Origin of the sequence: Nocardioides carbamazepini, assembly GCF_024614185.1 — a bacterium.
GTDB lineage: Bacteria > Actinomycetota > Actinomycetes > Propionibacteriales > Nocardioidaceae > Nocardioides > Nocardioides carbamazepini.
Window position 1 is genome coordinate 235993 of sequence record NZ_JAHTLF010000003.1, and the last position, 19974, is coordinate 255966.

At 72.9% G+C, this 19974-nt stretch carries 21 protein-coding genes; 12 read left to right on the top strand and 9 right to left on the bottom strand.

Going from position 1 to position 19974, the window contains the following annotated elements; genetic code table 11:
• Positions 1-99 precede the first annotated feature (99 nt).
• Together KVF89_RS30310 and KVF89_RS30315 are read left to right on the top strand one after the other, a co-directional pair.
• Entirely contained in the window at positions 100-861 is a 762-nt protein-coding gene (locus KVF89_RS30310) for a helix-turn-helix domain-containing protein (RefSeq protein ID WP_257422784.1), read from the top strand.
• 76 nt (positions 862-937) lie between these two features.
• Positions 938-1741, top strand: a complete 804-nt coding sequence (locus KVF89_RS30315; RefSeq protein ID WP_257422786.1) for a siderophore-interacting protein — start codon at positions 938-940, stop codon at positions 1739-1741.
• Between the two features lie 58 nt (positions 1742-1799).
• Here the strand turns inward: KVF89_RS30315 and KVF89_RS01660 are convergent, their stop codons facing one another.
• Positions 1800-2819 carry an AraC family transcriptional regulator gene (locus KVF89_RS01660; protein WP_257422788.1) on the bottom strand — a complete coding sequence of 340 codons (1020 nt, stop codon included), beginning with the start codon at positions 2817-2819 and terminating at the stop codon, positions 1800-1802.
• Between the two features lie 130 nt (positions 2820-2949).
• On the opposite strand from KVF89_RS01660, the gene KVF89_RS01665 reads away from it, so the two are divergent.
• The 3 genes from KVF89_RS01665 to KVF89_RS01675 all read left to right on the top strand — a co-directional run bounded on the left by KVF89_RS01665 (position 2950) and on the right by KVF89_RS01675 (position 6399).
• On the top strand, positions 2950-3918 hold the full coding sequence (locus KVF89_RS01665; protein ID WP_273475464.1) for an alpha/beta hydrolase: 969 nt from the start codon (positions 2950-2952) through the stop codon (positions 3916-3918).
• A 56-nt stretch (positions 3919-3974) separates the two neighbouring features.
• The gene (locus KVF89_RS01670) at positions 3975-4601 is read left to right on the top strand and encodes an SHOCT domain-containing protein (protein ID WP_257422789.1); all 627 of its coding nucleotides are present in this window, start codon (positions 3975-3977) and stop codon (positions 4599-4601) included.
• Positions 4602-4767: 166 nt separating this feature from the next.
• Positions 4768-6399, top strand: coding sequence for an ABC-F family ATP-binding cassette domain-containing protein (locus tag KVF89_RS01675; protein WP_257422791.1), 1632 nt, complete (start codon positions 4768-4770; stop codon positions 6397-6399).
• A gap of 74 nt (positions 6400-6473) precedes the next feature.
• On the opposite strand, the gene KVF89_RS01680 is transcribed toward KVF89_RS01675, so the two are convergent.
• The 3 genes from KVF89_RS01680 to KVF89_RS01690 all read right to left on the bottom strand — a co-directional run bounded on the left by KVF89_RS01680 (position 6474) and on the right by KVF89_RS01690 (position 8549).
• Positions 6474-7436, bottom strand: a complete 963-nt coding sequence (locus KVF89_RS01680) for a hypothetical protein (RefSeq protein WP_257422792.1) — start codon at positions 7434-7436, stop codon at positions 6474-6476.
• A 74-nt stretch (positions 7437-7510) separates the two neighbouring features.
• On the bottom strand, positions 7511-8299 hold the full coding sequence (locus KVF89_RS01685; protein ID WP_257422793.1) for a putative protein N(5)-glutamine methyltransferase: 789 nt from the start codon (positions 8297-8299) through the stop codon (positions 7511-7513).
• 22 nt (positions 8300-8321) lie between these two features.
• The gene (locus tag KVF89_RS01690) at positions 8322-8549 is read right to left on the bottom strand and encodes a PspC domain-containing protein (RefSeq protein WP_257422795.1); all 228 of its coding nucleotides are present in this window, start codon (positions 8547-8549) and stop codon (positions 8322-8324) included.
• A 121-nt stretch (positions 8550-8670) separates the two neighbouring features.
• Here KVF89_RS01690 and KVF89_RS01695 point away from each other — a divergent pair, with 121 nt between their 5' ends.
• Both KVF89_RS01695 and KVF89_RS01700 read left to right on the top strand, forming a co-directional pair.
• A complete protein-coding gene (locus tag KVF89_RS01695; RefSeq protein ID WP_257422796.1) occupies positions 8671-9477 on the top strand; it encodes a glycerophosphodiester phosphodiesterase in 807 nt (268 codons plus the stop codon).
• A 10-nt stretch (positions 9478-9487) separates the two neighbouring features.
• Positions 9488-10423 (top strand): DUF5926 family protein, encoded by a 936-nt coding sequence (locus KVF89_RS01700; protein ID WP_257422798.1) that lies wholly within the window; start codon positions 9488-9490, stop codon positions 10421-10423.
• Positions 10424-10505: 82 nt separating this feature from the next.
• Here the strand turns inward: KVF89_RS01700 and KVF89_RS01705 are convergent, their stop codons facing one another.
• The 4 genes from KVF89_RS01705 to KVF89_RS01720 all read right to left on the bottom strand — a co-directional run bounded on the left by KVF89_RS01705 (position 10506) and on the right by KVF89_RS01720 (position 13741).
• On the bottom strand, positions 10506-11216 hold the full coding sequence (locus KVF89_RS01705) for a hypothetical protein (protein ID WP_257422799.1): 711 nt from the start codon (positions 11214-11216) through the stop codon (positions 10506-10508).
• A gap of 100 nt (positions 11217-11316) precedes the next feature.
• Positions 11317-12339 (bottom strand): adenylate/guanylate cyclase domain-containing protein, encoded by a 1023-nt coding sequence (locus KVF89_RS01710; RefSeq protein WP_257422801.1) that lies wholly within the window; start codon positions 12337-12339, stop codon positions 11317-11319.
• Positions 12340-12364: 25 nt separating this feature from the next.
• Positions 12365-12739, bottom strand: coding sequence for a Crp/Fnr family transcriptional regulator (locus KVF89_RS01715; RefSeq protein ID WP_257422803.1), 375 nt, complete (start codon positions 12737-12739; stop codon positions 12365-12367).
• A gap of 171 nt (positions 12740-12910) precedes the next feature.
• Positions 12911-13741: a prephenate dehydratase gene (locus KVF89_RS01720; RefSeq protein ID WP_257422804.1), complete on the bottom strand. Its 831-nt coding sequence runs from the start codon at positions 13739-13741 to the stop codon at positions 12911-12913.
• Positions 13742-13841: 100 nt separating this feature from the next.
• Between KVF89_RS01720 and KVF89_RS01725 the strand changes: the two genes are divergently transcribed.
• The 5 genes from KVF89_RS01725 (at position 13842) to KVF89_RS01745 (ending at position 18368) form a co-directional block, all read left to right on the top strand.
• A complete protein-coding gene (locus KVF89_RS01725) occupies positions 13842-14876 on the top strand; it encodes an iron chelate uptake ABC transporter family permease subunit (protein WP_257422806.1) in 1035 nt (344 codons plus the stop codon).
• Positions 14873-16012, top strand: coding sequence for a FecCD family ABC transporter permease (locus tag KVF89_RS01730; RefSeq protein WP_257422807.1), 1140 nt, complete (start codon positions 14873-14875; stop codon positions 16010-16012). The genes KVF89_RS01725 and KVF89_RS01730 overlap by 4 nt, the downstream gene beginning before the upstream one ends.
• A complete protein-coding gene (locus KVF89_RS01735; protein WP_257422809.1) occupies positions 16009-16857 on the top strand; it encodes an ABC transporter ATP-binding protein in 849 nt (282 codons plus the stop codon). Before KVF89_RS01730 ends, KVF89_RS01735 begins: the two co-directional genes overlap by 4 nt.
• The gene (locus KVF89_RS01740; RefSeq protein WP_257422811.1) at positions 16854-17897 is read left to right on the top strand and encodes an ABC transporter substrate-binding protein; all 1044 of its coding nucleotides are present in this window, start codon (positions 16854-16856) and stop codon (positions 17895-17897) included. The genes KVF89_RS01735 and KVF89_RS01740 overlap by 4 nt, the downstream gene beginning before the upstream one ends.
• Positions 17898-17969: 72 nt before the next feature.
• Positions 17970-18368, top strand: a complete 399-nt coding sequence (locus KVF89_RS01745) for a DUF4446 family protein (RefSeq protein WP_257422812.1) — start codon at positions 17970-17972, stop codon at positions 18366-18368.
• Between the two features lie 3 nt (positions 18369-18371).
• Here KVF89_RS01745 and KVF89_RS01750 read toward each other — a convergent pair whose 3' ends face one another.
• Entirely contained in the window at positions 18372-19952 is a 1581-nt protein-coding gene (locus KVF89_RS01750) for a bifunctional phosphatase PAP2/diacylglycerol kinase family protein (RefSeq protein WP_257422814.1), read from the bottom strand.
• Positions 19953-19974: the final 22 nt, after the last annotated feature.

Below are 19974 nucleotides of genomic sequence, written 5' to 3' on the forward strand. Positions count from 1 at the left end.
ACCGCGGCAGCGGCCCCAACGCTAGAGGTTAGGCTTGCCTCAGTGCCACCGCGTAAGATGACACTTCATGTCCCGATCCCGACATCGTCCGGAGTGTCTGTGAGCCCGCGCACATCCGCTGCCGCGGTTCTCACCAAGCACCTCGTCGAGGACGCTCCCCGGTCGATCGACTGGCACACCCATCGTCGGCATGAGCTGCTCTGGGGCTTCGTGGGGGCCCGCACCGTCGAGACCGAGGGCATCGCCTGGACCCTGCCGCCGACCGCGGGTCTGTGGGTGCCGGCGGGCGTTCGGCACGCCGGCTTCGCCGGGGAGGGCGCACGCCACCACTACACGCTGGTGGACGCCGTGTGCTTCCCCGACCGGTGGGGGCGGCCGATGCTGGTGGCGATGCCCCCGGCGGTCCGCGAGCTGCTGCTCCACCTTCGCGACGCCTCGCTCAGTGCCGGGGAGCGGCACGATGCCGAGCGGGCGGTGATGAGCCTGATCAAGCCGATCGAGGGTGCCGGCATCGCCCTGCCCACCCCGACCGATCCGCGGGCGAGGGCGGTCTCGGTCGCGTTGGTGGAGGATCCGGCCGACCGGCGTACGGCGGAGCAGTGGGGCAGCGAGGTCGGCGTCTCCGGTCGCACCCTCGACCGCCTCTTCACCAGCCAGACCGGGATGACCTTCACCCGGTGGCGGATCCAGGCCCGGGTCCGGGCCGCGGTGCTGCTGATGGCGGACGGCCAGAGCGCCACGGCGGTCGCGCATCTGGTCGGCTACCAGACGGCGAGCGCCTTCGTCCGCGCCTTCCGGCAGGCCACCGCGACCACGCCCCGTGCCTACATGGCGGCGCTGCGCGACCAGCGGCCGGGCTGACGGCCACCCGGCTGTAGGTTAGGTACACCTAAGGCCCATTCCCCGGGTCCGTGGGAAGACGAGTGAGGAGCACAGCGTGTACGGAGAGGTCGTTGCGACGCAGCGCCTGACGCCCCAGTTGGTCCGAGTCGTTCTCGGCGGGCCGGGACTCGACGAGTTCGTGCCTGGCGAGGACGCCGACCAGTACGTCAACTGCTCGTTCCTCGCCGACGAGGTGCCGTACTCCGTGCCGTTCGACGACGAGGCCGTGCGTCAGCTGCCGCGCGAGCAGCGCCCGTTCCCCCGCAGGATCACGGTGCGTGCCTGGAGCGCGGAGCGCCGCGAGCTCACCCTCGACATCGCCGCCCACGGCGAGGTCGGGTACGCCGGGCGGTGGGCCTCCCGTGCCCAGGTGGGCGACCGTCTCCAGCTTCGCGGCCCGGCCGGCAGCTACCACCCGCACGCCGATGCCGACAGCTATCTGCTCGTGGGCGACGAGAGCGCGCTGCCCGCCATCGCCGCGTGCGCGGAGGCGGTGCCGGCGGGGCGCCCGGTCGTCGTGGTCGTCGAGGTCGAGGACGCCGCGGGAGAAGTAGCGCTGACCTCGCCCGGCGACCTCGACCTTCGCTGGGTGCACCGAGCAGGCCGTCACGACGGGCTCGACGACCTGCTCGCCGAGGCCGTGGCCGCGCTGCCCCGCCCGATCGGCACGGTGAGCGCCTTCGTGCACGGCGAGGCCGCGGCGACGCGTGCCGTGCGCCGGATCCTGCTGGGCGCGGGCATCGTCGACCCCGCGCGGCTCTCCTGCTCGCCGTACTGGCGACGTGGGCTGGACGACGAGGGTTGGCGCGCGGTCAAGGCGGCCTGGGTGCGCGAGGTCGCCGCCGAGACCTTCGGATGAGCCGGCCGGCTCGCCGAGGAGGGGCACGCGGACCGGCTCGTTCGCCGGGCGGACGCGATCAGCCGGAGGTGCCCGTCTCCGCCCGGCGGTAGGCGCCCGGGGTCAGCCCCGTCCAGCGCTTGAACGCGCGCACGAAGTTGCTCGGGTCGGCGTACCCCAGGAGCCGGGCGATGTCCTCGACGCCCATCGCCGACCCGCGCAGCAGCCGCAGCGCCTCGGCGCGCCGGGCGTCGGCCGACAGGTCGTGGAAGGTCGTGCCGGTGGCCTGCAGCCGCCGCTTGAGCGTACGGGTGGAGACGTGCATGGCCGCGGCCACCGCCTCGAGGCTGAAGCCCGCCGCCCGTGAGCCGAGCAGCGCCTGCACCCGCGCGACGACGTCGTCGGTCAGGCCGATCCGGTCGCGCTCACCGGAGAGCTCCTCCTGCGCGAGCCGGGCGGCCACCGCGTTCGCGGTGTCGAGCCGTTCGTCCAGTCGCTCCACGGGGAAGCGCACCTGGTGGACGCCGGTCCCGAACCGGGCCGGAGGCAGGCGCTCGCGGTAGCGCGCGAAGTGGTCCGGCTCGGCCCCCTCGAACCACAGCTCGACATCGTGCTGCGGCCGCCCGAGCAGGGCCGGGGTCATCCGGGCGAGCCCGGTGAGGAAGAGGTCGAACATGCACTGGCGGACCTCGCCCAGCGGCCGCGTCTCCCGGACGGCGACCGCGGCCTGGTCGCCGTCCAGCACCAGGCCGAGCGTCAGCATCGGCAGCCGGACGCCGCTGTACTCCACGCCCAGCTCGATCGCCTCCCGCAGGGTCGCGGAGGTCAGCAGCCCGAACCCCATGACGCCGTGCGAGGTCAGGCTGCTGCGCAGGCCGATCTCGTAGCCGAGTCCCGGCTCGCGGGTGAGGTGCATGCCGTGCAGCAGCAGGTGGCCGGCCTGGAGCGGGGTGAGCCGTCCCTGCGGGTCCTCGAGGGCCGTCGTGGACAGGCCGGCGGCGACTAGGAGCTCCGCCCCGACGCCGAACGAGGACGCGACCTCCTCGATCAGCAAGCCGTAGCCGACCGGCACCACGGGCTGGTCGAACCACTCGGTCATGGGCCACTTCCTACCTCCGCTGGCCCGTAATGACAACGACCTTGGCCTCCTCGGCCCTGGCCGGTGCCGCCGCGCGCGCGGATATTTGTCCCACCCCGCATGACTCGTGAAGACCTGAATCGGAGGACCGATGGACGCCAACCGGACACTGGATCGACGCCGCCTGCTCAAGTTCGCTGGAGGAGCCGCTGCCGTAGGAGCGCTGTCGCCCATCGGCGTCCCCGCGCTCTCCGCGCCCGCGCACGCCGCCGGCAACGGCTTCGGCCTCACCATCACCGACCAAGGGGTGTTCGGGCGGATGAACTACTTCCGCTTCGCGACCGCCCAGATCGGCTGGCAGCCCGGTGTCAACGTGCTCCTGCCCGACGACTACTACACCACCAACTGGCGTCGGTACCCGGTCCTCTACCTCCTCCACGGCGGTCTCCAGGACTTCCGCAAGTTCCACATGGAGGACGACATCATCGGGCTCACCGCCGGTCGCAAGCTGATCGTGGTCATGCCCGACGGCGGCGGTGCCGGCTGGTACAGCAACCCGGTCGCGTCCTTCAGCGGACCCCGGAACTGGGAGAGCTTCCACATGAACCAGGTCATCCCCTGGGTCGACGCGAACTTCCGCACCTACGCCGAGTACGACGGCCGCGCGGTGTCCGGGTTCTCGATGGGCGGGTTCGGCGCGCTCAAGTACACCGCGAAGTACTACGGACACTTCGCCTCGGTCAGCTCCCACTCCGGCCCCGCGAGCCTGCGGCGCGACGCCGGCCTGGTCGTGCACTGGGCGAACACCAGCTCCGCGGCCGTCGAGCTCGCGGGCGGCACGGTCTACGGAGCGCCCTTCTGGGACGAGGCGCGCGTCACGGCCGACAACCCGGTGCAGCGGCTCAACAGCTACCAGAACAAGCGGATCTTCCTGGTCTGCGGCCTCGACGAGGACATCAACGAGACCCCGGTCCGCGCCGGCCAGCGCGAGTTCCGCGGCCTGCTCGCCGCGCAGGGCATCCCGCACGAGTGGCACGAGCTCGCCGGCGGCCACTTCGTGCGTCGCGACATGCTGCAGCGCGACATCGACGGTGTGATCGCCCGGCTGAAGAAGGCCTGACCAGCGTCGCGGCGCGGAGCAGGCGGGATCGGTCAGCGTTTCCCTAGGCTGGCGCCATGACCGTCGCTCCGCGGGACGTCCCGAAGCCGCCGTCGCTGGTGGGCAGCGTGCTGCCTCCCGTGCTCTTCCTGCTCGCCGCGGGTGTCGTCGGCCCGATCTTCCTGGTGATGGGTCTGGTCTCCGGCGGCCCCGAGGCGGGCTGGCTGCTGCCCACCGGCGTCGGCATCACCGCGCTCGACGTGGTGATCGGCCTCCTCCTCGGTCGCGGCCGCTACCGCTCGGCCCAGAAGCTCTACCGGCTGCGGAAGGTCGGCCGCTCGGCGATCGCGGAGGTCCTCTCGTTCGACCACACCGGGGTCCGGGTCAACGACCAGCCGATGCTCCTGCTCAAGCTGCGCATCCGGGGTGCCGACATCACGCCCTTCGAGGTGCAGGCCCGCGAGACCGTCCCCGAGATCCACCTTTCGTTGCTGCACGGCGGTGAGCTCCCGGTCCTGGTCGATCCCGAGTCCCACGAGTGGGAGATCGACTGGGATGCAGCCCGCTCGTTCCGGCCCGCCGCACCCACCAGCGGGCCGACGCCCGCCGATCGCCTTGCCGAGCTCGATGACCTGCTCAAGCGGGACCTCGTCAGCCGCGAGGAGTACGACGCCGCGCGGGCCCGGATCCTCGGTGGGATCTAGGGTCCTGGCCTCGGCGGCCCCATAAATCGTTCGCACCGGTGCCCGCCCGGGTCCTAGGCTGGCCCCATCATGCTGATCCTCGCCTGACCCGACTCGCGCCCGCGGCCGTCCCTGCGTCTTCGACCAGTGCCCGGCGAGTCCGACCCCGTCACCGATCGGATCAGCCATGTCAGCGCCCTCCACCGCATCGCTCGCCCCGCTCGTCGTCCGCGACCTCACGGTCGCCTTCGGCCGCCGGACCGTCCTCGACGGGATCGACCTGATCGCCCAGCCGGGCCGGCGGATCGGCCTGATCGGCGAGAACGGCGCGGGCAAGTCCACGCTGCTGCGGGCGGTCACCGGCGCGTTGCCCGAGACCGCCCAGGTGGCCGGCACGATCGAGCGGCCGGCCGACCTGGCGTTCCTCACCCAGGAGCCGCCGTTCGACGATCGCGACACGATCGCCGACGTGCTCGCCACGGCACTGCGGCCGCTGCGCGACGCGGTGGCGAAGGTCGAGACCCTCGCCGACCGGCTGGACGAGCCCGCTGTCGCCGAGGAGTACGCCGGGGCGCTCGAGCTCGCGCTCGCCCACGACGCCTGGGACGCCGACCGGCGGGCGCTGCTGGCCGCCGGGCAGCTCGGTCTCGACCATCTCGCCCAGGACCGGCGGGTGGGGGCTCTGTCCGGCGGTCAGCGCACCCGGCTCGCGCTGGCGACCCTGATGACGCGCCGCCCGCAGTGCCTGCTGCTCGACGAGCCGACCAACCACCTCGACGACGAGGCCGTCGCGCTGCTCGTGGCCTTCCTGCGCGACCTGCCCGGCGTCGTGGTCCTCACCAGCCACGACCGGGTCCTGCTCGACGAGGTCTGCACCGATCTGGTCGACCTCGACCCGGTGGGCATGGGCACCGACGGCCGCGGGGGTCGCAGGTACGGCGGCGGGTGGACGGCGTACGCCGAGGCGCGGGCCGCCGCGCGGCGCCGCTGGGAGGAGAGCTTCGCCGCCCAGCAGGAGGAGCTGGAGCGGCTGCGCGAGGCGACGCGGATCGACAAGAGCGCCGTCGCGCCGGGCCGCGGACCGCGCGACAACGACAAGTTCATCCACGCCTTCAAGGGCGCCAACGTCGACCGCGCGCTGGCCCGGCGCAAGCGCGACGCCGAGCGTCGGCTCGAGGAGGCCGAGCGGACCCAGGTCCCCAAGCCGCCGGTGCCCCTCCGGCTGGCGACCGGCCTCACGGCACTGCCAGCCGCCGGCGGCCGCGCGGTCACCGTGCGCGACCTCACTGTCGAGGGGCGGCTCCGGCTGCCCGTCCTCGACCTCGCCGCCGGCGGTCATCTGCTGGTGACCGGCGCCAACGGGACAGGCAAGTCGACGCTGCTCGGCGTGCTCTCCGGGCGCATCGCGCCGACCACCGGCGTCGTCCAGGTCGGCGCGCGGCGGGTCGCCGAGCTCACCCAGGACCCGGTGTTCCCGGACCTGACCGCCAGCGCGCACGACGCCTACACGACGGCGGTCGGTCCCGACCTCGCCGTACGGCGCCCGCTGCGCGGCCTCGGCCTGCTGCACCCGCGCGAGCACCCGAAGCCGGTCGTGCTGCTGTCGGTCGGCCAGCGCCGCCGGCTGGCGCTGGCGATCGCGGTCGCCACCGAGCCGGACCTGCTGCTGCTCGACGAGCCCACCAACCACCTCTCGCTCTCGCTCGTGACCGAGTTGGAGGAGGCGATCGGCACCAGCCCCGGCACGGTCGTCGTCGCCTCCCACGACCGGTGGCTGCGGCAGCGGTGGGAGGGCGAGCAGGTCGAGCTCACCCGGTGATGCCTCACTGCCGCGTCGGCTGACAGACACATCGGGGAGTGCCGCAGTCACCAGATGACTGCGGAACTCCCCGATCAGGTGTCGTAGCAGTGCGGGCAGGTTGTGGCCGTGCCCTGCCAGCCGCGCAGCCGGAGCAGCCGCCCCACCATGGCGGCGGTCCGGCACGGGCGGCCGACGACCTGTCCGTAGCCGAGCCGGATCGTGTCCGCGCCGTCGAGCGCGGCCTCGAGATCGCGCTCGAGGTCCCGGTCGCGCTCGGCGGCGGTCTCATGCCCGAGTCGGCCGTCGAGCTCGACGACCTGCCGCCAGTGGGGGTCGCGGCCGGCGTACACGACGTCGCGGAAGAGCCGGCGCCCCCGCCGGTCGCGGTCGGGCACCTGGCGCAGGCCCCGGGGGAGGCCGTGCGGCCGCTCGACCCGCACCAGGAAGGCATGCTCGAGCACCGAGCAGTTCCCCTCGGCGATGTCGTCGAGCACGGCGGCGATCCAGGACCGCCGCGTCAGCCGCGCCATGGTGGTGGCCCGGTCGCGCAGCCGAGCGGCCGTCGTACGGCGCGCGCCGCACGCGTCGGCGAGGACCGCGATCGCGGCCAGCTCGTCGCGGGCCCGGTCCGCCAGCTCGATGACGACGTCGTCGTAGTGCCGGCGCGGCGGGCTGAGATGCGGCTGAGTGGCCGCGGCGAAGCGACGCGACCGGCGAACCCGGATCCCGGGTGTCGGTGTGAGGCGTCGGTCGTGCGGCACCATCAGCTCGATCGGCGCCCGCTCGTCGAAGCGCCACCGGCCGGGTCCTTCGTGCGCCCGGATCGCGGACCAGCCGTCCAGGGCCGCCGGCCAGTGGAGAAGCACGGCCGCCCAGGCGCGTTGTCGCCAGGTGAGCGGACCGGTGTGGTCGACGTACACGCCGAGATGGACCGCCACCCATTCCCGGCGCCGGATCCGCCGCCGGATGTCGGCGTCCGAGAGGCCGGCCGCGCGCGCCTGGCGGCGCGCGATCACTCCGTCCTGGGTGGACAGCAGCTGCTCGATCTCGTGCATGCGGACGTTGGTCCCCGGTGGCGTCGTCGGTCATGCCTGTGGGATCCGGAATCCACAGGCGGGCCCCGCGGCGGTCAGGTGGCGGGGGTGCTCCCCGGCGCATGCGTGCCGGACACGACCGTCGCCTCGCGCTCGTCGTCGTGGTGGACCGTGGCGGCCAGGCCGGCGCCGGCGAACGCGTCCCGCGCCGCGGGCGCCTGGTCGAGGGACACCTCGGAGAGCACGGTGCCGCCCGGGCGCAGCCAGGTGGGGGCGAGGGCGGCGACGCGGCGGAGCAGGTCGAGGCCGTCGGCGCCGCCGTCGACGGTGCCGCGCGGCTCGTGGTCGCGGGACTCGGGAGGCATCAGCGCCACGGCGGTGGAGGGGACGTAGGGGACGTTGGCGACGATGACGGCAGCACTGCCCCGCAGCGCGGGTGGCAGGGCCGAGGCGAGGTCGCCGACGGCGGCGGTCCCGCCGACCTCCTCGAGGTTGCGGGCCGCGCAGGCGACCGCCGCGGGGTCGATGTCGCCGGCGTGCAGCCGCAGGCCGGCCACGCGCCGCGCGAGGGCCAGGCCCAGTGCGCCGCTGCCGCAGCACAGGTCGAGGACGGTGTCGCCACGGGTGAGGAGCGGGGCCGCCAGCTCGACGAGGTACGCCGTGCGCTGGCGCGGGACGAACACGCCCGGCTCGACGGCGATCCGGCCGCCGTCGAACTCGACCCAGCCGACGACGTACTCCAAGGGCTCACCCGCGACCCGGCGTCGGACCAGGTCCTCGAGCAGCTCGGGTGACGTCGCCGCGGACCGGAGGACGGCGGCCTCCTCCTCGGCGAACACGCACCCCGCGGCGCGGAGCCGGGCGACGAGCGCGAGGTCGGGCACCCCGTCAGGGTAGGCGGGTCGCTCAGCCGCGCGGCATCAGCCACCAGCCGGCGAGGTAGAGCAGGATGCCGGCACCGCCGGTGAAGATGGTCGCGGCGACCATCAGCAGCCGGACCACGGTGGTGTCGATGCCGACGTGCGCAGCCACGCCGGCGCACACGCCGGCGACCATCTTGTCCTGCTCGCGGCGGGTCAGCCGGCGCGGTGCGGAGGGGCCGTGGGGGGCGGGGTAGCTCTCGTAGTTGCTCATGCCTCCACCTTGCCTCGCCGGCTCCCTCCGGACATCGGGGAACGACCCCGGTTCGACCCGGATCCGACCCTGAGGCCCTCCTCGGACCCAGCCGACCCGAGGGACCTGCCACAATCGGTGCGTGCCCACCGTTCGACCGCAGGTGGTCGCCCATCGCGGCGCCAGTCACGAGCTCGCCGAGCACACCCTGGGTGCCTACCTGGAGGCGCTCGGTGCCGGCGCCGGAGGCCTCGAGTGCGACGTGCGGCTCACCGCCGACGGCCATCTGGTCTGCGTGCACGACCGCGACCTGCGTCGTACGGCCGCGACCAAGGGCTTCGTCTCGACGATGGACCTCGCCGACCTCTCCGAGCTCGACTTCGCCGCCTGGAAGAACCCCTGGGCCGATCTCGACGACGAGGCGCCCGACGAGGACGAGAACCTGCGCGGCGTCCTCACCCTGCGCAAGCTGCTGGAGACCGTCGCCGACTACGACCGCCGCGTCGAGGTGGCGATCGAGACCAAGCATCCGACCCGGTACGGCGGACTCGTGGAGAAGCGGCTCGTCGAGATGCTGCGCGACTTCGGCTGGGACCGTGCCGGCGCGCCGGTGCGCGTGATGAGCTTCTCCTTCACCGCGCTGCAGCGCGTCGAGCGGCTCGCGCCCGAGATCCGGCTGGTCCAGCTGCTCGACAAGCCGACCTCGTGGCCGATGCTGCGCCGCGTGATCGGCCGCGACTGGATCGTCGGCCCCGGCATCAAGATGCTCCGCGACCACCCACGGGTCGGCGAGTCGATCGCCCGCAGCGGCCGCGACATCCACGTCTGGACGGTCAACAAGGAGAAGGACCTCGAGCGCTGCCTCGACCTCGGGGTCGCGGCCGTGATCAGCGACCGGCCGCGGCTCATGCTCGACCTGCTGGAGCAGCGGTTCGGGCCCGACCAGTAGGTTTCCGCGCATGGCGAAGAAGAACCGCACCAAGGCCTCGGCCGTCACCCCCGCGGGCGAGGTCGGCCCCCGGCAACCCTGCCCGTGCGGGTCGGGCAAGCGCTACAAGGCCTGCCACGGCGCGCCCGGCGGGGGCCAGGTCTTCGTCAAGCGCCCGTTCGAGGGACTGGCCTCGGAGTGCGACATCGTCGCCCTGCGTGAGCTGGTGCCGGCGGCGACCGCGTCGCTCACGCTCCAGGGTGAGTACGCCGACCGCGTGGTCAAGCTCTGCACGCTGCTGCCCATGGCGGCTCCCGCGCTCGTCCGCGACAGCGGCGAGATCTGGCTCGGCCTGCAGGTCCAGCACAACTTCGGCGACCCGGCGCGCGACCTCGGCGCGGTCCTGCTCGAGGCACTCGCGGCCGACCCCGGCGCCGGCATGGTCGGCCTGACCGCTCCGCCGGGCCCCGGTCCGCGGCTCCAGGACCTGGTCGCCGACGGCGCCCTCGCCGTCGAGGTCCACGACGGGTTCGACTACTGGGTCTCCGACATGGAGGCGAACTCGGAGCTGGCGCAGGCGCTGGAGCAGGCCGAGGGTGCCGCGTCGCCCACGGCCCGGCTCACCGAGGTGACGGCGGCGTACTGGACCCGGATGGGTGCCAAGGAGCACCTGCGCTGGGTGATGCCCGAGCCCGAGGACGCGCTGCTCGACGCTCTCGCCCGCCTGCACGTCTCCGGCGACGACGTGATCGTCCCGGACGCCCGGTTCGTCGGCATGTTCCGCGCCCACGGACTCCTCACCCCGGTCTGGGACCTCGCGGTCGGCACCGGCGCCGAGCCGCTCGAGGAGGCCGCGACGTCGTTCCGGGCCAAGCTCGACGCGGCGCTGGCCGACACGTCCGATCTCACCACCGAGCAGCGCTCGGCCCGCAACGGCCTGGCGAACCGCCAGGTCACCATCCGCTGACCCGGCGGGGCGGGCACGACACGCACGAGGGGCGGGACCGGCACGATGCCGGTCCCGCCCCTCGTCGTCGGTGCGGCGTCCCTCAGTAGGTGTACTGCTGGATGTCGACGTGCTTCTTCATGCCGCCGGCCTTCACGAAGACCGTCTTCATGGCCTTCAGCTTCGGGCCCTTGGGGACCTTCACGCCCTTGGGGGCCTTGGTCTTGGTGATCTTGTAGCAGTGCTGCGCCAACTTGTTGGTGCGGAAGGTCCAGCCCTTCTGCCAGCCCTTCTTCTTCGCGACCTTGTAGTAGGTCGTCACCGGCTTGTTCTTGTACGGCGCGGACAGCGGGCCGACCTCGGCGCAGAATTTCTTCGCGCTCTTCTCGATGTACTTGATGCCCCGCTCCACGTTGACCGTGAAGACCGGCGACGTCGCCGGCGTGTAGGTGTTGCTGCCGCTGGTGGCACCGGCGTAGACCGCCTGGTACTCGAACGACTCCGACAGCTGGAAGCCCTCGATGACGTACGCGCTGGTGTTGGCGGCCAGCGGCGTCCAGGTGCTGCCACCGATCGGCCGCGAGTTCAGGGTCAGGCCGCCGGCGTACACCCGGTTGCTGGTGCCGGTCTCGTAGACGTAGGCGTAGATGCTGTAGTAGTCGCCGTAGCCGGTGCCGGTCGCCGCGGGCGACTCGAACCGGATCTCGGTTGTCTTGGTGGCCTTGGCCGAGGCCGGGCCGGTCGCGCCGGCGAGGCTGGCGACCGCCATCAGCACCGCGGCCACGACGACGGCGAATGCTCGGGACATGCGCATGTAGCGGAACTCCTGTCTCAGTGGATCGGGCACGCCCCATGGCGTGCCGTCCACGACCTTCCCACGCGCCCGCGGTGGGAAACCGGACGGGGGTGGGGCATCACGGCGAGACCGTGGCCTGCAGCACCCAGACCTTCAGCCGCGAGTAGCCCTTGACGGAGATCCGGCGCAGTCGGCGGAAGCGGTAGGTGCCGGCGTGGTCGGTGTCGTCGTCGCCCTCGCCGCCGGTGAGTGCCGCGTAGGCGCCGAGGTCGATGAGGACCGAGCTCGGCCGCGCCACGGACGTGAGCCGGGCGGCGATGTTGACGACGGGCCCGAACACGTCGCCGAGGCGGGTCACCACCTCGCCGTACGCGATGCCGGCGCGGACCGCCGGGAACGGGTCGTCGGGGTCGGCGCCGCGGCGGGTGAGCTCGAGGGCGATGTCGGCCATCGCCTCGGCGGAGTCGGCGACGATGAGCAGCTCGTCGCCGATGTTCTTGATGATCCGGCCGCCGCGGTCGACGGTCAGGCCGAGCACGACGGACTCGAAGGACTCCAGCCAGCTCACCAGCTCGCGGTCGGTGAGGGTGCGTGAGCGCGACGTGTAGCCGACGATGTCGACGAAGCACACGGCCAGCGTCGCCGTCGGGCCGGAGGACCGCTCCGCCAGCAGACGTGAGCCGGCGCTGAGCAGATGCCGGCGCCAGACGTAGCTCTGCAGCTCCTGGACCCGCGGCAGGGTCTCGTCGGAGATCGCGAGCAGCCCCTCGGTGGGGTCGGCGCCGACCTCGGCGGCCACGGACGCGAGCAGGGCGACCTGCCAGTCGGCGAGCCGGGCGAAGCTGCGCCCCCAGGTCCGGACCAGGCCGTCCTGCCGGTCCTGGCTGAGGATCCCGAGGCGGATCAGGTCGCTGGTGAGCTGCAACGCCCGGACGTCGGCGGTGGTGAACGCCGCCGCGTCGTCGGGGACGTGGGCGAAGCCCAGCAGGTGCCACAGCTCGTTGGCCGTCGCGAGCGGTACGCCGGCCCGCTCCGCGACCTGTCGCTGGGTGAGCCAGGGTGCCTCGCCGAGCAGGTGCTCCTCGAGCGCGGCGACGACCCCGCCGTCCTGCTGGGCGGCGGGGTCGTCGGAGGCCGTCACGGCAGGAGAGCCCGGGCGGGCCGGGTCAGGCCGGGTCGCCGAGGCGCGACTGGGCGACCTCGACGAGTGCCTCGTGGAAGGCGGGCCACTCGGCGTCGAGCTCGCGCAGCGTGTCGTCGGTCAGGTGGATCGTGTCCAGTGGCGTCAGGGCGACCACGGTGGCGTTGCGCAGCCGCTGCCCGACGATCGCCGCCTCGCCGACGATGTCGCCGGGTCCGAGCTGGGCGATCTCGGCGCCGTCGCGGCGCACCGAGACGTTGCCCTCGAGGAGGATGTACGCCTTGTCGGCAGGGGTGTCCTCCCAGATCGGGGACCAGCCCTCGGGGAGCTTCACGCGCCGCCCCGTCGCGCTGATCCGCGCGATCTCCTGGGGTGAGAAGTGCTCGAAGAACGTTGCCATGCTGACCCTTTCGCTGTGCTGGGCGGAGATCCGCCCGGCTCGCCCTCTCTCCCCGACCTGTCACCGCCGACCCTAGTGCGCGGCGGGTCGGCGCGGGAGACAACTGTCACAACGTGTCCGGGACGGCTGCGTTATCCCGGGCGCCGGCCCGCGCGGCGTCGTACGGCAGCCTCAGCCGCGGAACGGGTCGGCCGGGTAGACCCCGAGCACCTTGATGTCGGTGGTGAAGAAGGTCAGCTCCTCCAGTGCCCGCTTGAGGCCGGGGTCGTCGGGGTGCCCGTCGACCTCGGCGAGGAACTGGGTGGCGGCGAACTCGCCGCCCACCATGTAGCTCTCCAGCTTGGTCATGTTGATGCCGTTGGTGGCGAACCCGCCGAGCGCCTTGTAGAGGGCGGACGGCAGGTTGCGGACGTTGAACACGAAGCTCGTGACGACCGGCCCGTTGCCCTGCGGCGCCTGGACGTACTCCGGTGAGAGCAGCACGAACCGCGTGGTGTTGTGGTCCTCGTCCTCGACGTCCTCGCGCAGGATCTCGAGCCCGTAGATCTCCGCGGCCAGGGGCGGTGCGATGGCGGCCTGGGTGGGGTCACCGGCCTCCGCGATCTCACGGGCGGCGCCGGCGGTGTCGCCGGAGATGATCGGCGCCAGCCCGAGCTCGCGGATCACCTTGCGGCACTGGCCGAGCGCGTGGACGTGGCTGTGCACGGTCCGCAGGGTGGCGGCGGAGGTCCCGGGGACCACCATCAGGTGGAACTGGATGCGCAGGAAGTGCTCGGCGACGATGTGCAGCCCCGAGTCGGGCAGGAAGTGGTGGATGTCGGCCACCCGGCCCGCGATCGAGTTGTCGATCGGGATGAGGGCGAGGTCGCAGTCGCCGCTCGCCACGGCAGCGAAGACGTCCTCGAAGGACGCGCAGGCCACCGCCTCCGCCTCCGGGTAGTGCTGCTTGCACACGATGTGCGAGTTGGCGCCGGGTTCCCCCTGGTACGCGATGCGGGCCATGCGCCAAGGGTAGGGCGTGGCACCGGCGCCGCCGCGGGCACCGTCCGTCCGCTGGGCGGGCTCGCCCGGACGGGCAAAGCAGGTTAGCCTCCCCTAAGCCATGACCGCCCTAGCCTCCCCGCGCGCCGAGCAGCGCCGCATCGGTACGCCGCGTCGCGTCGCCGCTCTCGTCGGCGCGGCCGCGGTGCTCGGCATGACCGTCGTGCTGAGCCTGATGATCGGCAACGAGTGGCTCAGCCCCGGCACCGTGCTGCGCGAGCTGGTCGACCCCGGCGCGACCCCGGCCCGCGACATCGTCCGCGGCCTGCGTCTGGACCGCACGGTGATCGCCCTCGTCGTGGGGCTCGCCCTCGGTGCCGCGGGCGCGCTGATGCAGGCGCTCACCCGCAACCCGCTCGCCGACCCCGGTCTGCTCGGCGTCAACGCCGGGGCGGCCGCCGCCGTCGTCACCGGGATCGCGCTCCTCGACGTGACGTCCGCCGGGATCCAGATCTGGTTCGCCTTCGCCGGGGCGGCGGCCGCGTCCGTGATCGTCTACGTGCTCGGGTCCGGTGGCCGGGCGAGCACCACGCCCGTCCGGCTGGCGCTGGCCGGCGCGGCGCTCACGGCCGTGCTGTCGTCGTACGTCAACGGGGTGGCGCTCTCCAGCCAGGCCGCGTTCGACACGATGCGCTTCTGGCTGGTCGGATCCGTCGTCGGGCGGGAGATCTCGGTGCTCGGCACGATCTGGCCGTTCCTCGTCGCGGGCGGGCTGGTCGCGGCGTTCGTGTCGCCGGCGCTCAACGCGATCGCGCTGGGGGAGGACACCGGCCGAGCGCTGGGCGTGAACCTCGGCCGGCTGCGGATCCTCACCGCGCTCGCGATCACCCTGCTGTGCGGAGCGGCGACCGCGCTGGCGGGCCCCATCGCCTTCCTCGGCCTGGTCCTGCCGCACGTCGCGCGGCACCTCGTCGGTCCCGACCAGCGCTGGGTGCTGCCGCTGTCCATGGTGCTCTCTGCCGCGCTGCTGCTCCTGGCCGACACCACCGGGCGGATCGCGTCGGAGCGGGAGGTCGAGGCCGGCATCATGACCGCCTTCATCGGGGCACCGCTGTTCATCGTCCTCGTCCGCCGCCGTCGACTGGCGCATCTGTGACCACCCCGCGCACCTCCCCACCGCCCGTGGGCGCCCCGGTACGCCGCCGCGCCGATCCCGCCGATCCCGCCGGCCCCTCCGGCCGCGGCGCCGGAGCCGTCGACCTCGGCGTCCGGTCCGTGCGGATCGGCCCCGTCGCGTTGCCCGTGGCGCCGCGCTCGGTGCTGGTCGTGGTGCTGCTGCTGGCTCTCGCCGTCGTCGTCGCCGTCTGCTCGGTGCTGTTCGGCGAGATCCAGATGGGCTTCCCCCGCCTGGTCGCGACGCTGAGCGGCGAGGGCTCGGCGTTCGAGGACTACCTCGTCATGGACTCCCGGCTCCCGCGGGTCGTCAACGCCCTCCTCATCGGACTCGCGCTCGGCATGTCCGGCTCGATCTTCCAGACGATCTCCCGCAACCCGCTGGGCAGCCCCGACGTCATCGGCTTCGAGACCGGCGCCTCCACCGGCGGGCTGGTGGCGCTCCTCGTGCTGGGCAGCGGGTTCGCCGGTGCCTCGGTCGGCGCGGTCATCGGCGGCCTGGCCACCGCCGTCGTCGTCTACGCCCTCGCGCTGCGCAACGGGCTCGACGGGCTCCGGCTGGTGCTGATCGGCGTCGGCCTCGGCGCGCTCCTGCTCTCGGTCAACTCGATGCTGATCGTCCAGGCCGACGTCTACGACGCGCAGGAGGCCGGCGGCTGGCTGGTCGGCAACCTGGCCGGCGCGAGCTGGGACGGTGTCGGCTGGCTGGTCGTGACGGTGAGCGTGCTCTGCCTGGCAGCGGTCGGGCTGTCCCGGCCGTTGATGATCGCCGAGCTCGCCGACGACAGCGCGGCCGGCCTCGGGCAGCGCACCGACCGGTTGCGCATGGTCGCGATCGCGGTGGGCGTGCTGCTCAGCAGCATCGCCGTGGCCGCGGCCGGGCCGATCGTGTTCGTGGCGCTCAGCGCCCCGCAGATCGCCCGCCGCCTGACCGGCGCGAGCGGGCCGAACCTCGTCACGTCCGGGCTGACCGGGGCCGTGGTCCTCGTGCTCGCCGACCATGCCGCGCGCGAGCTCTTCCAGCCGCGTCAGGTGCCGGTCGGCGTCGTGACCGGACTCATCGGCGGGGCCTTCCTCGCCTGGCTGCTGACCCGCGAATGGCGGAAGGGACACGCATGAGCACTCTCTCTGGCGACGGGACCGGGCAGCGGCTGCGGGCCGAGGCGGTGACCCTCGGCTACGACAAGCGGGTCATCAGCGAGGACCTCACGCTCGCCGTACCCGACGGGTCGTTCACGGTCATCGTCGGCGCCAACGGCTGCGGCAAGTCCACCCTGCTGCGCGGCCTGGCGCGCCTGCTCAAGCCGCGCTCGGGCGCCGTGCACCTCGACGGGCAGGCGATCCAGCGGTACTCCTCCAAGGAGGTCGCCCGTCGACTCGGCCTGCTGCCCCAGGCCCAGGTCGCGCCGGACGGGATCACCGTCGCCGACCTGGTCGCGCGCGGGCGGTACCCCCACCAGAGCCTGCTGCGCCAGTGGACCCGCGACGACGAGGAGGCAGTCCGCGAGGCGCTGGCCGCCACCGACATCGGCGACCTGGCCGAGCGGCTGGTCGACGAGCTCTCCGGCGGCCAGCGGCAGCGGGTCTGGCTCGCGATGGCGCTGGCGCAGCGCACCGAGATCCTGCTGCTCGACGAGCCCACGACGTACCTCGACATCGCCCATCAGGTCGAGGTCCTCGACCTGTGCGAGCGGCTGCGGACCGAGCGCGGCTACACGCTCGTCGCCGTGCTCCACGACCTCAACCTGGCCTGCCGCTACGCCACGCACCTGGTGGCGATGAAGGACGGCGGCGTGGTGGCGGAGGGCTCCCCGGCGGACGTGATCACCGAGGAGCTGGTCGAGGACGTCTACGGCCTCGCCTGCCGCGTCGTCCCCGACCCCGAGTGCGGGACACCGCTCGTGATCCCGCGCAAGAACGTGTCGACGACCCCGTCGGCCCCATCCGAGGAGGAAACCAGATGACCCGACGACGGTTTGGCGCGCGCCGCGCCCCGATCGCGGTGGCCACCGCGTTCGCGGCGGCGGTCGCCCTCAGTGGCTGCAGCGGCGACACCGACCCGGGCGCGAAGGACGACGCCGGCGACGACACGCTCGCCGAGTGCCAGTCCGCCGCACCGACCGGGGGCTTCGAGTACGTCGACACCCGCGGTACCGAGGTCAGCCTCGACGAGGTGCCGACCACCGTCGTCGCCCAGAACAGCATCGCCGCCTCCTTGTGGGACGCCGGCTACAAGGTCGACGGCATCTACGGCGAGCTCGGCGACGACCCGGCATCGGCATACCAGCGCGGCAACGTGGACCTCGCGGAGCTCACCACGCTCGGCAAGACGTGGGGCGAGTTCGACGTCGACGCCTTCGCTGCCATGGAGCCCGACCTGCTGCTCGACTTCTCCTTCTCCGGCGAGCTCTGGTACGTCCCGAGCAAGCTCGAGAAGCAGATCAACGACCTGGCGCCGATCCTCGGGCTCAACGGTCAGCCGAAGGACATCGACGAGGCCATCGAGCTCTTCGTGGACCTCGCCGGCAAGCTCGGCGCCGACACCACCTGCAACGAGGAGCTCCTCGATGCCAAGGAGGACTACCAGGAGGCGCTGGCGGCCGTCACCGCCAACGAGAAGGACCTGAAGGTCCTCGTCGCCTCGGGCAGCGAGACGTCCCTTTGGGTGGTCAACCCCGACGAGCTCCCGGAGACCGGCACACTCAAGTCCGCCGGCGTCGACCTGATCAGCGCCGAGGGCGCCTCGAACGGCAAGGTCTTCACCGAGCTCAGCTGGGAACAGGCCCCCGGCTTCGCGGACGCCGACGTCATCCTCATGGACATCCGCAACACCGACGCCGTCAAGGAGAAGATGAAGGGCATCGACACCTGGGCCAACCTGCCTGCCGTCAAGGCCGGCCAGGTCTACGAGTGGTACGCGGGTGCGCCGTACTCCTACCAGGCGTACGCCGAGATCTTCGACGAGCTGGCCGACCAGCTCGAGGACGCGAAGCCGCTCGGCTGACATCGCGGCAGGCCGGGTCGGCCCGGCGCGTGCGGACGCGCCGGGCCCGGCCGGGTCCGTACCGTTGCCCGCATGGCCGTCGCGCTCTCGATCCTCGCCCTGCTGCTCGCCGCGGCCGCCCTCGCGGTCGCGCTCCGCAACGGACGGGCCGCCGCCGCGGGTGGCGGAGAGGACCTGCCGGCCGATGCGGCGGGCCTACGTCGCGAGGTCGCCGCGCTGCGGGCCGAGGCGGTGGGCGCGCTGCGCCACCTCGCCGTCGTCCGCTACGACGCCTTCGACGAGATGGGCGGCCGGCTGTCGTGGTCGCTCGCGCTGCTCGACGACGCCGGTGACGGCGTCGTCCTCACCTCGATCCGGGGTCGCAACGAGGCCCGCACCTACGCCAAGTCCGTCGCGGGGTGGAGCAGCGAGCAGGAGCTGTCGCCTGAGGAGGCCGAGGCGGTCGCCCATGCGCGGCTCGCCCGCAGCTAGCTGCTAGCTGCGGGGCACGCGCACCAGCACCCGGCCGTGGATGCACTCCATCCGCAGCTCCGAGCCCAGCCCGATGGTGTCGCCGTCCAGCTGGCGCGGCACCTCGCCCGACGCCCGTACGACGACCTTGCGGCCCGTCATCCGCGCGACGGACTCGCCGGCGTTGCGCTCGCGCCGGGTCACGACCCGCAGCACGAGCGGGATCCAGCTGAGGAAGCGCCGCGGGTAGAGCAGGACGACATCGAGCTGGCCGTCATCGATGGCCGCGTCGGGAAGCAGGTTCATCCCGCCCTGCAGGCTGCCGACGTTGCCGATCACGCAGGTGCGGGCGCGGTGCTTGGTGAACGGGCCGTCGTCGACGGAGATCTCCAGCTTCATCGCCGGGAACATCAGGCCCTTGAGCCCGGACAGCACGTAGGCGAGCCAGCCGACCTTCTTCTTGAGGTCCTCGTTGACGCCCTCCATGATCGCGGCGTCGAAGCCCATGCCGGCCATCACCATGAAGTGCGAGGGCTCGATGCCGTCGCCGTCGACCTCGACCATGTCGATGGCCCGGTCCTGGCCGGTGAGCGCGATGTCGATCGCGGCGCGGATGAAGAGCGGGATCTCGAGGTTGCGGGCCAGCAGGTTGCCGGTGCCCGCCGGTACGACGCCCACCGGGATGCCGGTGCCGGCGAGCTCGGCGCACACCTCGCGCACGGTGCCGTCCCCGCCGCACACGATGACGAGGTCGGCTCCTTCGACCGATGCCTGCTCGGCCTGGCCGGTGCCGGAGTCCTCGACGGTGGTGAGGTACCAGCGCGGCTCGTTCCAGCCGGACTCCAGGGCCAGCTGGGTCACCAGCGACCGGAACTGCTCCACTGACTCGACCTTGATCGGGTTCAGCACGACCGCCAGGTTGCGCGCCGACGGGAACGGCTCGGGCAGCGGCTCGGCCTTGCGCGCATGGCTGCGGGGGAGCGGGTTGTAGAGCGCCACCCCGAGCAGGAGGACACCGAGGCCGAGCAGCGTGCCGCCGACGACGTCGCTGGGGAAGTGGCGCCCGAGGAGGATCCGGTCGGCCGCGACGAGCACCCAGACGAGGACGGCGAGGGTCATGAGCAGCCGCCGGATGCCGGGGCGCCGGACGAGCATCACGGCGAGCAGCACCACGAGGCCGCTGAACGCGGCCGCGGCGGAGGTGTGCCCGGAGGGGAACGCGTTGGAGTGGAGGAAGTACTCCGGGTCCTGCCACACCGGCCGACCGCGACCGACCAGCACCTTGGTGCCGTAGGTGAGGAGGGCGGTCGCCGCCATCACCGCCGCTACCAGGATCCCGGCCCGCCGATGGCCCTTCACGAACAGCGCGACGGCGATCACCGCGGTGATCGCGGTCATGCAGGCGGTGCCGAAGGCGACCTCGACCACGCGCAGCGGGTGGCCCAGCCACTCCTGGTCACCCGCCCACGTGCGTGCCGACTCGCCGTGACCGTCGAGGTCCATCACCCAGGCCCACTCGGCGGCCACGGCCCCGGCCACCGCGCCGAAGAGGGCGAGCAGGATCAGGGCGGCCAGCAGGGGAGTCCGTCGGGGTCGGTCGAGCACCCCCGGAGAATAGGTCAACTGC